This window comes from Enterobacter cloacae complex sp. 385G4 (assembly GCF_057320665.1).
In genome coordinates, this window is sequence record NZ_JBXWDD010000004.1 from 144,128 (window position 1) to 156,488 (window position 12,361).

General features: G+C 53.9%; 13 protein-coding genes and 2 pseudogenes. 11 read left to right on the forward strand and 4 right to left on the reverse strand.

Annotated elements, in window-relative coordinates:
• Window positions 1–328 precede the first annotated feature (328 nt).
• The 10 genes and pseudogenes from AC2FAJ_RS13530 (at window position 329) to AC2FAJ_RS13575 (ending at window position 8,987) form a co-directional block, all read left to right on the forward strand.
• Window positions 329–871: a fimbrial protein BcfA gene (locus AC2FAJ_RS13530; RefSeq protein ID WP_041908007.1), complete on the forward strand. Its 543-nt coding sequence runs from the start codon at window positions 329–331 to the stop codon at window positions 869–871.
• Between the two features lie 64 nt (window positions 872–935).
• Window positions 936–1,472 carry a fimbrial protein gene (locus AC2FAJ_RS13535; protein ID WP_319879519.1) on the forward strand — a complete coding sequence of 179 codons (537 nt, stop codon included), beginning with the start codon at window positions 936–938 and terminating at the stop codon, window positions 1,470–1,472.
• A gap of 80 nt (window positions 1,473–1,552) precedes the next feature.
• Window positions 1,553–2,215 (forward strand): fimbria/pilus periplasmic chaperone, encoded by a 663-nt coding sequence (locus AC2FAJ_RS13540; RefSeq protein ID WP_181013178.1) that lies wholly within the window; start codon window positions 1,553–1,555, stop codon window positions 2,213–2,215.
• A 77-nt stretch (window positions 2,216–2,292) separates the two neighbouring features.
• Window positions 2,293–4,920 carry a fimbrial biogenesis usher protein gene (locus AC2FAJ_RS13545; RefSeq protein ID WP_319879517.1) on the forward strand — a complete coding sequence of 876 codons (2,628 nt, stop codon included), beginning with the start codon at window positions 2,293–2,295 and terminating at the stop codon, window positions 4,918–4,920.
• Complete coding sequence (locus tag AC2FAJ_RS13550) at window positions 4,921–5,928, forward strand: fimbrial protein (protein WP_041908003.1); 1,008 nt, start codon at window positions 4,921–4,923, stop codon at window positions 5,926–5,928. It abuts the gene before it with no gap.
• A 9-nt stretch (window positions 5,929–5,937) separates the two neighbouring features.
• Window positions 5,938–6,477, forward strand: a complete 540-nt coding sequence (locus tag AC2FAJ_RS13555) for a fimbrial protein (RefSeq protein ID WP_319879554.1) — start codon at window positions 5,938–5,940, stop codon at window positions 6,475–6,477.
• A gap of 8 nt (window positions 6,478–6,485) precedes the next feature.
• The gene (locus AC2FAJ_RS13560; RefSeq protein ID WP_239511923.1) at window positions 6,486–7,016 is read left to right on the forward strand and encodes a fimbrial protein; all 531 of its coding nucleotides are present in this window, start codon (window positions 6,486–6,488) and stop codon (window positions 7,014–7,016) included.
• 7 nt (window positions 7,017–7,023) lie between these two features.
• Complete coding sequence (locus tag AC2FAJ_RS13565; protein WP_485454238.1) at window positions 7,024–7,722, forward strand: fimbria/pilus periplasmic chaperone; 699 nt, start codon at window positions 7,024–7,026, stop codon at window positions 7,720–7,722.
• Between the two features lie 10 nt (window positions 7,723–7,732).
• Window positions 7,733–7,921 (forward strand): annotated as a pseudogene (locus AC2FAJ_RS13570) (putrescine aminotransferase); the annotation flags it as partial.
• A gap of 94 nt (window positions 7,922–8,015) precedes the next feature.
• The gene (locus AC2FAJ_RS13575; protein WP_041907996.1) at window positions 8,016–8,987 is read left to right on the forward strand and encodes a WaaS/CpsH family glycosyltransferase; all 972 of its coding nucleotides are present in this window, start codon (window positions 8,016–8,018) and stop codon (window positions 8,985–8,987) included.
• 40 nt (window positions 8,988–9,027) lie between these two features.
• On the opposite strand, the gene AC2FAJ_RS13580 is transcribed toward AC2FAJ_RS13575, so the two are convergent.
• The gene (locus tag AC2FAJ_RS13580) at window positions 9,028–9,630 is read right to left on the reverse strand and encodes a helix-turn-helix domain-containing protein (RefSeq protein WP_319879509.1); all 603 of its coding nucleotides are present in this window, start codon (window positions 9,628–9,630) and stop codon (window positions 9,028–9,030) included.
• A gap of 42 nt (window positions 9,631–9,672) precedes the next feature.
• Between AC2FAJ_RS13580 and AC2FAJ_RS13585 the strand changes: the two are divergent.
• Window positions 9,673–10,147, forward strand: a pseudogene (locus AC2FAJ_RS13585) (hypothetical protein).
• A gap of 22 nt (window positions 10,148–10,169) precedes the next feature.
• Here AC2FAJ_RS13585 and lsrG read toward each other — a convergent pair.
• Genes lsrG through lsrB form a run of 3 tightly spaced genes read right to left on the reverse strand, consistent with a single transcriptional unit; the run spans window position 10,170 to window position 12,360 of the window.
• Window positions 10,170–10,463: a (4S)-4-hydroxy-5-phosphonooxypentane-2,3-dione isomerase gene (gene lsrG / locus AC2FAJ_RS13590; protein ID WP_003862606.1), complete on the reverse strand. Its 294-nt coding sequence runs from the start codon at window positions 10,461–10,463 to the stop codon at window positions 10,170–10,172.
• Window positions 10,460–11,347 carry a 3-hydroxy-5-phosphonooxypentane-2,4-dione thiolase gene (gene lsrF / locus AC2FAJ_RS13595; protein WP_048957229.1) on the reverse strand — a complete coding sequence of 296 codons (888 nt, stop codon included), beginning with the start codon at window positions 11,345–11,347 and terminating at the stop codon, window positions 10,460–10,462. The genes lsrG and lsrF overlap by 4 nt, the downstream gene beginning before the upstream one ends.
• An 11-nt stretch (window positions 11,348–11,358) precedes the next feature.
• On the reverse strand, window positions 11,359–12,360 hold the full coding sequence (gene lsrB / locus AC2FAJ_RS13600; RefSeq protein ID WP_252008663.1) for an autoinducer 2 ABC transporter substrate-binding protein LsrB: 1,002 nt from the start codon (window positions 12,358–12,360) through the stop codon (window positions 11,359–11,361).
• Window position 12,361 lies beyond the last annotated feature (1 nt).

The following is a 12,361-nucleotide window of genomic DNA, read 5'->3' on the forward strand; positions in this document are numbered from 1 at the left end:
AATAGTTATTCAAACGGTATTCGTATGCCTCGCTACTGATATCACCGATTTCACATATTATATATTCACATAAATTAATATAACTCCGGCAAATAGGTTCCCATAGATTAAGATTATTTTAATCATAAATTAAGAAGTTCTAATAAAAACACCGAACAAATAGATTGCATTACCTTCGGTACATTTCTACCATGTGAGAATTAAATTATAAATTACGATACCAAAATGTCTAATATAATATTTTACTGTTGATATTTTTGGATGTATAGCAAGGCCCTTCTGGTATTCCAGATATTATTAACGTTAATTTTGTTTTAAAAGGATTTCTATGAAGAAGCAATTGTTGGGTATGGCTGTGACTACAGCGTTGTTGGGCGGCCTGGCGATGAACGCTCAGGCTGATACCGTAACCGTCTCCGGCGGTACGGTGAACTTCGTCGGTCAGGTGGTTAACGCCGCGTGTTCCGTTGCGGCTGATTCCGTCGATCAGACCGTCATTTTGAGCCAGGTTCGCACTGTCAAACTGACCGCTGCCGGTATGCAGGCAAATCAAAAAGAAGATTTCAGCATCGTGCTGGAAGATTGCGACACGACCGTCAGCCAAAACGCTGCGGTTATCTTTAACGGCCAACAGGATGCCGCTCAGGTTGGCTCCCTGGCGAATACCGCAGGCGCAGGTGCCGCCACCAACGTTGCTCTGCAACTGTTTGGCCCAGATGGCAACACGCTGAAGCTGGGTGAGACGTCCTCCTCCACAAAACTCATCAACGGCGAAAATATCATTCCTCTGAGCGTGGACTACATCGCGACGGGAGCCGCAACACCCGGTAACGTCTCATCCACGGCAACATTCCAGATGGTTTACTCCTGATTCGCTAACGTCTGTGACACCTCTCTGACGGAGAGGTGTTACGCGTTCAATGGAAATTTAGCGAATGATGAAGTATGCCACTCAATACGTATTACTCGCTCTGGGCCTGATAGCGTGTACTTCAGGGCATGCTTTGGCGAGTGAAGATGGGCAGGTCACCTTTATGGGTCAGGTCGTTAATGCCGCCTGTACCGTGAACACCGACAGCCAGGATCTGGTCGTTCACATGGGGCAGGTACGTAGCAGCCAGTTCATCTCGACCGGGGACTGGGCTATGCCGACGCCTTTTCAAATCAAACTTGAAGAGTGTGATGCCAGCGTAAGCCAACGTGCCGGCGTACTGTTTTACGGAGAGACGGCGTTAAAAGATCCCCAGATCTTTCATGCCGGCAAGGGTGCAGGGGCCGCGAAGGGTATTGGGATAGGTATTTTTGATGCGACAGGTCATCTGCTCATTCCGGGTACCACGCCCCTCAGGAAAGCTCCCCTCCGAGGGGGTGAGAACGTGCTGAGATTCATCGCGAAATATCGGTCGACAGCCCCTCACGTGCAGGCAGGAAATGCCGATGCGCAGATCTGGTTTTACGTCATCTATCAATAAAATGCATAAAGTCGTCTCATTGAGAGAATAAAGAGAAAATGAAAGGATTCATGATTAATCAATTACGTGCTGGCTTATTCATGGCCGCAACGTTTACGCTTACAGCAGGTATGACACCTGATGCAAATGCCGGCGGCATCGCCCTGGGAGCCACTCGTGTCATTTATCCTCAGGGTGATAAACAGGCATCACTACCTGTTATTAACTCGTCAAGTAATAATACATTCCTGATTCAGACTTGGGTGGCCAATGCTGATGGTGTAAAATCTTCTGATTTTATTATTACCCCACCGCTGTTTGTTATACACCCTAAAAAAGAAAATACGTTACGTATAATGTATGCGGGACCTGACCTGCCCACCGATCGTGAAAGCGTATTTTATCTGAACAGCAAAGCAATCCCCTCTATTGATAAAAGTAAGCTGAATGGGAACACGCTGCAGATTGCCACGCAAAGCGTAATAAAACTGTTTGTCCGTCCGAAAAAATTGGCGTCTCTCTCCGCCGATGCGCCCAAAACACTCTCCTGCCAGACAGCCAACGGCCAGGTGTCCATTAAAAATCCGTCCCCCTATTACGTTTCGCTTGTGCAGTTTTTCGTCGGTGATACACAACTGCCAAATTCGATGGTGGCCCCCTTCAACACCCTTACCCTGCCTGTTCCAGGCGGCGGTGCCGGGCGCGTCAGGTTCCAGACGGTGAACGATTTTGGTGCTAATACGCCCGCACAAACGTGCTCTTGATAGCAGACTGGAAAACACGGTCTGCACGTTATGCAAGCAGACAAAAAGTGCCTTGCCATGGATAGCAGGAAAAGTAGATGAAGCGTAACGATTCACCGGCTCCAGACACAGCATATTTAACCTCGCTGACGCCAGTGGCAGTAGCCGTTACGGCACTCCTCGCACTTACCGAAGCGCGCGCTGAGTATTTTTTCAATCCCGCCTTCTTGTCAGGCGATCCTTCAGCAGTTGCCGATCTGTCGCGTTTTTCCACTAACGGTCAGGCGCCCGGCGTCTACCGCGTGGATATATGGCTGAATGAGCACTTTATCGCTACGCGCGATATTACCTTCGATGCCCGGAAAGTGGAAGACAGTGCCCCGGCAAAATCGACGGATGACACTGGCCTTGTCGCCTGCCTGTCGGCGAAATCTCTTGAGAATATGGGGGTCAACCTACAGGCTCTCTCTTTACAGGCATCGGCTCAAAAAGATAACTGTATTGATGTGGCGGGTGCCATTCCAGATGCCAGCACCACGTTTGATTTTGAAAAGCTCAGACTGGATATCAGCATCCCCCAGGTTGCCATGAGAAACAATGCGCGAGGCTATATTCCTCCCGACCAGTGGGATGAGGGGATTAACGCGCTCCTGCTTAATTATAATTTTTCCGGATCGCGCAGTCGCGATCGCGGAACCGATAATGGGACCAGCAACAACGCTTTTCTCGGCCTTAACAGCGGTTTAAATATCGGCCCGTGGCGTTTGCGTGACAATGTCTCCTGGAACCATTCCAGTAGCGCTCAGGGCAAAAGCGATAGCTGGCAGCATATCAGCACCTATGCGGAGCGTACGGTCGTCCCCCTTCAGGGAAGGCTAACGCTGGGAGACAGCTATACCCCCTCAGATGTCTTTGACAGCCTGCCCTTCCGCGGTGCGCAAATTGCCTCTGATGACAATATGCTGCCGGACAGCATGAAGGGCTTTGCGCCAACCATTCGCGGAATCGCGAAAAGTCATGCCCAGGTAACCATCAGGCAGAACGGCTACGTCATTTATCAAAGCTACGTGCCGCCCGGCGCATTCGCGATCAACGACCTTTTCCCCACCTCATCCAGCGGTGACTTGATGGTCGAAGTCAAAGAGGCAGACGGCAGCATCAATAGCTACTCCGTGCCCTATTCCGCCGTGCCCATTCTTCAGCGCGAAGGACGACTAAAATACGCCCTGACGGCGGCTGAATACCGTAGCAGCGGTAGCCAGCAGGATGACGTTGAGTTTATTCAGGGCTCTCTGATCTGGGGGCTTCCTCACGGTCTTACCGCGTACGGCGGATCGCAATTGACCCGGAACTACACTGCCGCCGCATTGGGCGCAGGGCTGAACATGGGCGAGGCGGGTGCCCTCTCTGTTGACGTGACGCACGCAAAAAGCCGCCTCGCCGATGATAGCAGTCACTCCGGACAGTCCATTCGTTTTCTGTACGCGAAATCCTTAAACGCCATTGGCACAAACTTTCAGCTGCTGGGCTATCGCTACTCCACCTCCGGGTTTTACACCCTGGATGAAACCGCCTACAGACAAATGCGGGGCTATAAAGGCGACGCTCAGGAAGAGGATAACGCACAAACCCTCTGGATGGATTACTACAACCTTTACTACACCAAACGCGGCAAGGTGCAGTTCAATCTCTCTCAGCAATTGCCTGGTTCGGGTTCTGTTTATGTTACCGGTAGCCAGCAAAGCTACTGGCACACGGATGAGAAAAATACGCTATTGCAGATTGGATACAGCGGGACCTGGGCAGACGTCTCCTGGAGCCTCTCCTATAACTACAATAAGGCCCCCGGCATGTCGGGAAGTGATGAAATCTACGCGCTGAATATATCGCTGCCATTAAACCAGTGGTTATCCCCACAGAATGAAGTGGGACAAAAACATAATTATGCCTATGCAACCTATAGCCTGAGCACAAACAAACAGGGTGACACGTCCCAGAACGCAGGCATAAACGGCACGCTGCTGGAGGACAACAACCTCAGCTACAGCGTGCAGCAAGGCTATACCCGCCATGGCTCGCACGCTCAGGGGGCGAGCAGCATGGAATACGACAGCGCATACGGTAATGCCAGCGTCGGGTATAACTATAGCCAAAACGGGGACTATCAGCAGGTCAACTACGGGTTAAATGGCGGCGTTATCGCGCACCGCAACGGCATCACCCTGAGCCAGCCTCTGGGCGATACCAACGTACTCATTGCTGCGCCAGGAGCAAAAGAGGTCAAGATTGAAAATGAACCCGGCATCCACACGGACTGGCGTGGTTATGCCGTTGTTCCCTACGCCTCGTCCTATCGCCTCAATCGCATGGCACTGGATACCAACTCGCTGGCCGACGATGTGGATATTGACGATGCGGTGACGCACGTTGTGCCGACACGAGGTGCTGTTGTGCGCGCGACGTTCAAAGCGCGCCCCGGTACGCGCGCCTTAATGACCCTGCTCTATCGTGGAAAACCCGTTCCTTTCGGCGCCATGGTGACCCGCGACGACGGCGGCAGCAACACGATTGTCGGTGAAGAGGGTGAGACCTATCTGTCCGGCCTGAACCCAACAGGAACGCTGAATATTCAATGGGGAGAAGGTGCAAACCGGCAGTGTACGGCGAGATATCAACTACCGGAAAGCAAAGCGCCGCTGGTACGGCTGAAAATGGAGTGTTTATAAATGAAGCTATGGATAATGTTAATCAGCGTAGCGGGGCTGGCGTTTAGCGGTAATGGCCTCGCCAAAACCTGCGTTAACGCCAATGGCAGCATTTCCATCGTTAACTACGACCTGACCACTACACTCACGACCGATCAGAATCGCCCCGGTAGCGGTACAGAATTAGAGAAAAGTCAGGATGTTAATATCGGTGCAAGATGTCCGGCGGGGGACTGGGACAAACGAACCTATCGTACTTACCTGAGCCCGTATCCCGTCATCAAAACCGAAGGCGAATGGAAGTATCTGCAGCTTGATCCGGATTACATCATTGGGGCCATGAAAATTCACGATGCCACCATCGGCGATTTCTATCCGCCAGTTGAATATGTGCATATGGGCGGCCATGACGAAGTCGATACGGGAGGGGTATTCCCCGTCAACGACAGTCATCTTGTGTTCAGGCTGCAAATTGTAAAACCCTTTATCGGCACCGTCGTGATCCCCTCAAGGCTCATGTTTAACGTCTATATCACCACAACGGATCATGAGCCGGTTAATACGGTTGTTTATAAAATCATCTACAGCGGGGTGATTAGCGTTCCGCAAAACTGCGTCATCAACGCCGGGCAAACCGTCACGGTGGATCTGGGTAAACTCTACCACGGTGATTTCAGACAGGCGGGGCAGATGCCCGATAATGTCCGTCCAAAAACCTTTAACGTTCCGGTCGAATGCAATGGGGACGTTGAATCTCCCGCGCAGTTAACGCTGCGCTTAACGGGCACGGCGGACAGTCGTTATCCACAGGCGCTGGCTACGGACAATCCGGACGTGGGGGTCGTCGTCACCCGTGAGGACGGCACGCCCCTTACGCCGAACGTCTTTTCAAGTAACGCGCCCTTCGAGACGGATATCTCTGGAAAAGCCAACGTGACGCTGCAAGCGTATCCAATCAGCACCACGGGTCTTTCTCCCGAGCTGGGTGTTTTCACCGCTCTGGCACTGTTACGCATTGATTTCGCCTGAGGATAAATGATGAATATTACCTGGAAAAAAGGGCTGTATCTGACAGCCCTGTTATTCACCCCGTTCGTCATGGCTGACGGCAGTTATAACCTTCACGTTTTCGGTACCATTGTCGGTGAATCCTGCAATGTCGATACGCAAAGCGTGGAGCAGACTGTCGACATGGGCGAGTTTTCCGCAGGCGATTTTCCCGTACCGGGCTCCACCACTCCCCCGAAAAAATTCGATATTAGTCTCAAAGGCTGTACCGCTGCGATTACCGATACTCAGGTGTGGTTTACCGGACAGGCGGATCGGGACAATCCCTCCCTGCTGGCGCTTTCAGATACCGGTAAAGGCCACCTCTCAACCATGGCGACCGGTCTGGGCGTAGAGCTTCTGGATAGCGCTCTCACGCCCATCGATATTAACAACACCGAATCTGCCCACTATCCGCTCGCGCCGGGGGACAATCTGTTGTCCTTCTTTTTACGCTACAAATCCACCTTGCCCACCGTCACATCAGGCGAAGCCACGGCGGTGATGTATTTCGATCTGCTGTATCAGTGAGGCACCGCGTGAAACCCTTCATCAGATTAGCTTTACTTAGCGTATCTCTGGCACTGTTCCCGCTGGCCGAGGCAAAGTCGCATGACGGAACGATTTTTATTACGGGAACGATAAAAAACAAAACCTGCGTCATTTCCCCCGACTCAGAACATCTGGTCGTTACCATGACGCAGGTTAATGCCACCCAGCTTGAGAAGGCCAAAAATGAGACACCGTATGAGCGGTTCACGATTGACGTCGAGCAGTGCGGGGCGGGGCTTAACACCATTACTACCCGTTTCGAAGGAACACCTGACGGACAAAACAACGCGCTTTTGGCGATTACCGAGGCGCAAAATAGCGCCAGCGGTGTCGCAATCGGCCTTTTCAACACCGATAAATCCCCGCTGCCGCTGAGCGGAGAGAGCCTTCCCTTTGTGCTTACCGGAAATCAAACGACCGCCGCGCTCGTTTTCTTTGCCCGCTATCTCGCCGTCACGGATACCGTCACCCCAGGTACCGCAAACGCGGCAGCAACCTTTGTTTTGACTTATGCATAAATTTGTCATGTCGGCGAAAATATTCGCGATTTCACTGATGATTGTGTTGCTGGTCAACGCGCAGGGACATGCGGGCGTAGTTGTTGGTGGAACCCGGTTTATCATTCAGCAAAGAGATAAATCAACCACCGTCCCGGTGCGCAACAAGTCGGACATACCTTACCTTGTTACTGTCCGAATCACTCCCGGTGGAAAATGGCCCGGCGCAGAAGCGCCCGGGTCTGCGGGCCGTTCGCTGGTGGTTATACCACCGCTATTTGCCATAAAACCCGGACATGAACATATTATCCGCCTGCTGCAGGCAGAGGCTGACCTGCCAGCCGATCGCGAATCGCTCTTTACGCTTAACATCGCCAGTATTCCGTCAGCCCATGAGGGCAGTCAGGATGTGCAGATAGCGGTACGTTCGGCGTTTAAGCTGCTCTATCGCCCGGAGGGATTAAAAGGAAACCCCGATCGCGCCTATCGGGAAATACGCTGGTCTTACTCCGATGAGGGATTAATCGCGACGAATCCTACCCCGTATTACGTGACGCTTTTCCAGACCGTCATCAACGGCACGCCCGTTGTTAACGCTGGTGTTGTTGCTCCCTTCAGCCAACGAAAAACCGAATGGTGCCGTCGCGCACCGCGCTGCGAGATACGCTGGCAAACCCTCAATGACGCCGGGCGGGTGTTGCCCATGATGGTTCAGACGCTGCATTGATGAGCCCGGTGCAATCGAGATTGTCGACAACGAAATCGGCTACAGCTTCGCGGGCGTGATGTTCCGCCAGCGGGTGCTGGGGTCCGGGACGCTCAACAACTCGAAAACCATCCGCATTGAGCCACTACTGACACTAACGATTGAGCAGTGTGAGCAGGAACTGGAAGCAGCGCTCAGGGTGAGTGTGGAAGAGGCGTAATATCGCCCCCCTCCGCAGGAGGGGGTGTTTAATGACCCGTCTGGCAGAATACGATATCATTCCTGCAATATCGGCTATCTTCTCCTGAGGGACCATGCGCTATTTTTTCCTGGAATGGGTCAATCCTTTCGAAATCATGATGCTTAACTCGCTTGCTAAGGATCATCCCGTAAAGCAAATTAATCGCATTATGCGACGCTACAAATCGATCAATGCCCTACTGCCAGGCGAGGCGTTAAAAAAATGGCATAAGCGCACGCACTGTGCCGTTAAATTATCGGCAATCAAGCGGGATGATATCGCGATTTGTAATGGCTACAGCGTCTTTCCGTTCCTGGATTATGTCGCCAGCATGCCATGTAAAAAAGTGTTGATTCTGCGCGACTCCGTTGATGCCCTGACGCGCAAACGTCGTCTTCTTGGGCAACTGGCGCAGGATGCGGATTACATCGAGACCGTTCGGCCCATATTTGATGCTATTTATAGCTTCGATCCTGCTGATTGCGAACGCTATAACTTGCGTGCTATAGAGCAGTTTTTGCCATTTAGCTGGCAAGAAATCCAGCAATTTCAAAAAGAGAGCGCAGCTGAAAATAAAAGCTGTTTTTTTGTCGGTGGCTATGAACCCATTCGGGCAGATGTTCTTCGTACCCTGACACCGGTACTTGAAAATAGCGGTTATGAGACAGATTTTTATCTGCTGGATAAGTACAATAATCAGGATAACTACCCCGGTAATTGTCAGAATAAAAAACTCAGCTATCTGGACAATATTAAAAAAGCCAAACACTGCTCAATTATGCTGGAAATAAACAAACCTGAGCAAAATGGTTTAACACTCCGCGCACTGGAAGCGCTGGTTCTGAATAAGAAGCTGATCACCACCAATGCGTCGATTAAAACGATGGCACTGTACGATCCTGCCCGTATTTTTATTTATAACGGTGCCAATACCGAGGGTCTGGACGCATTTCTTCAAAGCGAGCTGCCTGCCAGAGATGAAAAACTCCTCAGACAATACAGTGCAGACAGTCTGCTCGCTACGTTGCAGAATCATCATTCCTGAAAGACGTTCGCCCGGTAGCGTAGCGCCACCGGGCTGTTTTTTAACGGTGAAACTCCGCCACAGTCATAGTGAAGCGAAGCACGCTCTCCCCTTCGTTCGCATAGCCGTGCGCCGCTTCGGTTTTCGCCACCGCCGACGCGCCAGCATTCACCTGCGTCACCGTCTCGTCCACCGTCAGCGTCAAGACGCCTTCGTTCACGTGCAGCAGCTCAAAGGTTCCCGCCGGATGCCCTGTCGAAGTGAAATACTCCCCCGGATGCATCTCCCACTTCCACAGCTCAATCATGTCCGGGCCCGCAGTGCCCGCCAGAAGCCTGGCGTAACCACCCTGTGCGCCCTGCCACAGAACCGGGATCGCCGCTTCTTCGATAATGTGCACCAGCGGCTCGCTGGAGACGTTAACGATATCCGCCACGGAGATGCCAAGCGCGGCGGCCAGCTTGCACAAAATGGCGATGCTGGGGTTGGCGGCCCCTTTCTCGATCTCCACCAGCATGCCTTTGCTGACGCTGGCGCGACGGGATAGCTCGTCGAGCGACAGCTTTTTCTCTTTCCGCCAGTTGCGGATTCGGTTCGCCACGGCCAGGCTTACATGGGCAACATCGGAACCCAAATCAGTCATTATATTGACTTTATCTGTCATTGGTCACTACCATGGTATAAAACAGTCAATACAGGATTATTTATGTCTTTCGTTACGCCGTCAATAGATTCGCGTCTTGCCGGGATTGCCCCTGGCTTTCGGGCGCTGAGCATTCTGGTTGAAGCTGCGCCGATTACCTACCCGGAGGTTGCGCCCGCCGCGCTGGCGCAGGCCTGCCAGCAGATGTTGAATGATGATGTGCCGTGGGCTGATGCGCACCTTTCAGGCTGGGATGAGGTGTTTAAAGCCTTCGGCGCGAAACCGAAACGCACGGCCTGTTCCGCCACAGCCCTGCGCAAGCGGGTACTGAAAGACTGTTCGCTGCCGCCGCTGGAACTGGCGACAGGGGATACGGACCCGCCTGGACAGCCAGGCGCAATCGATGTGGTTTATCCTTGAAAGCCTGCCGTCGATGCCGCTTGCGGCACTGGAAGAGGCAGGGCAAGAGCTGGTCAACAATTTGCAGCAGTTGATGCCGGGGGCAACGGTGCAGGTGAAGCTGCTTGAGCTGGCCTGAACAGCGCCACCGGGCAAAGCCGCTACTCGGGCAACAATCCCACAAAGCTGCGTTTTTTGCGCGGCTCCGACATCAGCTCCTCGAGCTTATCCACGCACGCCAGATAGTGCGGCGTTTGCTTATGCGCCAGCACCGCCTCTTCGTCTTTATAGGCCTCGTAGATAAAGAAGCGGGTTTTCACCCGCGGGTCCTGCAATACGTCAAAGCGCAGGTTTCCCGGCTCCTTGATGGCCCCCTCGTGGTTGGCGCGAAACACCTCAAGAAACTCGTCCACCCGCTCGGGCTTGATGTTAATTTCAACCAGCGTCACGTTCATTTTGCTTCTCCCTGTTTCTCGTCCTGCCAGAACTGGAACGCCTCCCGGGCGCTCACGTTCTCGTGAACCACTTTTTTCACCGCTTTCAGCATGGCGAGCGGCGCGCTGGACTGGAAGATATTGCGTCCCATGTCCACGCCGGACGCCCCCTGATCAATCGCCCGCCAGCACATCTCCAGCGCCTCGAGCTCCGGCAGCTTTTTGCCCCCGGCGATGACGATCGGCACCGGGCAGCTGGCGGTCACTTTTTCAAAGCCCTCGTCCACGTAGTAGGTTTTGACGAACTGCGCCCCCATCTCGGCGGCGATGCGGCTGGCGAGCGAGAAGTAGCGCGCGTCACGCGCCATCTCCTTGCCGACGCCCGTTACCGCCAGCGTTGGCATGCCGTAGCGCGCCCCTGCATCGACAAGCTTGATGATGTTGTTGATAGATTGATGCTCAAACTCGCTTCCGATGTACACCTGCGCCGCCACCGCGCAGACGTTCAGGCGCAGGGCATCTTCCATCGCCACCGCCACGCACTCGTTCGACAGCTCGCCCAGAATGGAGTTACCGCCGGAGGCGCGCAGCACCACCGGTTTGTTTGTCGCGGCGGGCACCTGGCTTCGCAGAATGCCGCGGGTACACATCAGCACGTCTGTTTCACCGAACAGCGGCGCAATGGAGAGATCGATACGCTCAAGGCCGGTGGTCGGCCCCTGAAAGTAGCCGTGGTCAAAGGCCAGCATCACCGTGCGGTTGCTCTGCGGGTTAAAGATGCGCGCCAGGCGGGACTGCATGCCCCAGTCCAGCGAGCCGCAGCCCTTCAGCGTGAACGGCACATTCTGCTGCGGCGTGCCGATGCCAAAATCCTTGCCGTCTTTGATGTCGTCTAAATCAGCCATTTGCTCCCCCGTCAGAAATCGTATTTGCTGATGTTCTCTTTGGTGAACACCACCCGCTCCGGCAGCAGCACGATGCCGTTGCCCTTCGCCTCATACTGATAGCCCTGCACGCTGTTCGGCTCCACCTTCAGCGCACCGATACCTTTTACGTCCACGCTGTCGCCAGGGTTAAGATCGCCTTTTTTCAGCAGACGATCGGCGACATTGACCGCAATTTTGCCCTGTTGTACGACATCCCACAGGCCGAAGGCTTTCACCGTCCCGCGCTCAACGTACGGACGCATGACGTTCGGCGTGCTGAAGCCGACTATCGCCACCCCTTCCCGCTTCAGGTTTTCCGCCGCCTGCGCCGCCGCCGGCAGGGCGTTGGCGTCCGGCGCGATGATCGCGTCCAGATCCGGATACGCTTTTAAGATCCCCTCGGCGGTTTGCAGGGATTTGGTGGCGTCGTTATAGCCAAACTGGGTGGTCACGACCTGCCACTGGGGGTGATCTTTCTCGATTTTGGCCTTCGCCTCTTTCACCCACTGGTTCTGGTCGGTGACGGTGGGGCTGGAGTAGAAGAACGCCACTTTGGCATTCGGCTTGGTGACCTGTTTGCCCGCCATCTCCACCAGCAGGCCGCCCAGCTGTTCCGGCGTTCCCTGGTTAATGTAGATGCTGCGGCACTCCGGTTTGGTGTCGGAATCCCAGGTCAGGACCTTCACGCCGCGCTGCATCGCGCGCTTCAGCGCCGGGCAGAGACCGTCCGGCGACACGGCGGAGACGATAATGGCGTTATAGCCCTGGTTGACGAAGTTGTTGATGAGCTGCACCTGGCCGGAAACGCTCGGCTCGGTCGGACCGTCGTAGGTGACGTCCACGCCGAGATCTTTCCCCGCCTCTTTCGCGCCGTTGCCGCCGCTGGTGAAGAAGCCCACGCCCACCAGCTTGGGGATAAAGGCAATGCGGTCCGCCGCCTGCGCCGAGGCGAAGCTGAGGGCCATTGCCAGGACTATCAGTTTTGTTTTCATC

Excerpts from the sequence above, each read along its gene's own strand:
- lsrF (WP_048957229.1), bottom strand. The coding sequence starts at position 11,347 with ATGGCTGATTTAGACGACATCAAAGACGGCAAGGATTTTGGCATCGGC.
- AC2FAJ_RS13530 (WP_041908007.1), top strand. The coding sequence starts at position 329 with ATGAAGAAGCAATTGTTGGGTATGGCTGTGACTACAGCGTTGTTGGGC.
- AC2FAJ_RS13575 (WP_041907996.1), top strand. The coding sequence starts at position 8,016 with ATGCGCTATTTTTTCCTGGAATGGGTCAATCCTTTCGAAATCATGATG.
- AC2FAJ_RS13580 (WP_319879509.1), bottom strand. The coding sequence starts at position 9,630 with ATGACAGATAAAGTCAATATAATGACTGATTTGGGTTCCGATGTTGCC.
- lsrB (WP_252008663.1), bottom strand. The coding sequence starts at position 12,360 with ATGAAAACAAAACTGATAGTCCTGGCAATGGCCCTCAGCTTCGCCTCG.
- AC2FAJ_RS13545 (WP_319879517.1), top strand. The coding sequence starts at position 2,293 with ATGAAGCGTAACGATTCACCGGCTCCAGACACAGCATATTTAACCTCG.
- AC2FAJ_RS13565 (WP_485454238.1), top strand. The coding sequence starts at position 7,024 with ATGTCGGCGAAAATATTCGCGATTTCACTGATGATTGTGTTGCTGGTC.
- AC2FAJ_RS13555 (WP_319879554.1), top strand. The coding sequence starts at position 5,938 with ATGAATATTACCTGGAAAAAAGGGCTGTATCTGACAGCCCTGTTATTC.
- AC2FAJ_RS13550 (WP_041908003.1), top strand. The coding sequence starts at position 4,921 with ATGAAGCTATGGATAATGTTAATCAGCGTAGCGGGGCTGGCGTTTAGC.
- lsrG (WP_003862606.1), bottom strand. The coding sequence starts at position 10,463 with ATGAACGTGACGCTGGTTGAAATTAACATCAAGCCCGAGCGGGTGGAC.
- AC2FAJ_RS13540 (WP_181013178.1), top strand. The coding sequence starts at position 1,553 with ATGGCCGCAACGTTTACGCTTACAGCAGGTATGACACCTGATGCAAAT.
- AC2FAJ_RS13535 (WP_319879519.1), top strand. The coding sequence starts at position 936 with ATGATGAAGTATGCCACTCAATACGTATTACTCGCTCTGGGCCTGATA.